The organism is Vibrio mytili, from assembly GCF_000830505.1.
GTDB classification, from domain to species: Bacteria; Pseudomonadota; Gammaproteobacteria; order Enterobacterales; family Vibrionaceae; genus Vibrio; species Vibrio mytili.
The window spans coordinates 1-1,217 of record NZ_JXOK01000043.1 but is presented as its reverse complement, the minus strand read 5'-3'; the positions used below and the strand labels follow the sequence as shown (position 1 = coordinate 1,217).

General features: G+C 47.6%; 1 protein-coding gene. It reads left to right on the top strand.

The window, feature by feature from the left end; all coding sequences use genetic code 11:
* Nucleotides 1-89 precede the first annotated feature (89 nt).
* The coding region (locus SU60_RS11925) for a flagellin (RefSeq protein WP_041155697.1) at nt 90-1,217 on the top strand (1,128 nt) is incomplete at its 3' end.

The following is a 1,217-nucleotide window of genomic DNA, read 5'->3' as shown; positions in this document are numbered from 1 at the left end:
GTCGTTAATAAAAGTAACTTTGAGAGAACTACTTGGTTTTCCGAGACGTCGGAAACCGCTACACCGGAAAATCAATTGGAGAAATCACCATGGCAGTGAATGTAAACACAAACGTATCAGCAATGACCGCTCAGCGTTACCTAAACAACGCAAACTCCGCTCAACAAACGTCGATGGAGCGTCTATCTTCAGGCTTTAAAATCAACAGCGCGAAGGACGACGCAGCGGGTCTGCAAATTTCCAATCGCTTGAATGTCCAAAGTCGTGGTTTGGATGTCGCGGTACGTAATGCGAATGACGGTATCTCCATTGCCCAGACCGCTGAAGGCGCAATGAACGAAACGACCAACATTCTGCAACGCATGCGTGATTTATCGCTACAATCAGCAAACGGCTCGAACTCAAAAGCAGAGCGTGTGGCGATTCAAGAAGAAGTGACGGCATTGAATGATGAGTTAAACCGTATCGCAGAAACCACGTCTTTTGGTGGTAACAAACTGCTAAACGGTACTCATGGTGCTAAGTCGTTCCAAATCGGCGCAGACAACGGTGAAGCCGTGATGCTTGAGCTAAAAGACATGCGCTCAGACAACAAAATGATGGGTGGTGTCAGCTACCAAGCTGAAAACGCGAAAGACAAAAACTGGAGTGTGTCTGCAGACAGTTCTGATCTTAACATCAGCCTGACAGACAGCTTTGGCCAAGAGCAAGAGATCACCATTAACGCAAAGCAAGGCGATGATATTGAAGAGCTTGCAACCTACATCAATGGTCAAACAGACCTAGTGAAAGCGTCGGTGGACCAAGATGGCAAACTGCAAATTTTTGCCGGTAACAACAAAGTTGATGGTGAAGTATCACTATCTGGTGGTTTGGCGGGTGAGCTTGGCTTTGGTGACGGACAAGAAGTCACAGTTAACACTATTGATGTAACGTCCGTGGGCGGCGCGCAAGAGTCAGTCGCGATTATCGATGCAGCATTGAAGTATGTGGACAGCCACCGCGCAGAATTGGGTGCGTTCCAAAACCGTTTCAACCATGCCATCAACAACTTGGATAACATCAACGAAAACGTGAACGCGTCGAAGAGCCGTATCAAAGATACTGACTTCGCGAAAGAAACCACCGCGATGACCAAGTCACAAATTCTATCGCAAGCGTCAAGTTCTATCCTGGCGCAAGCGAAACAAGCGCCAAACTCAGCGCTAAGTCTGCTT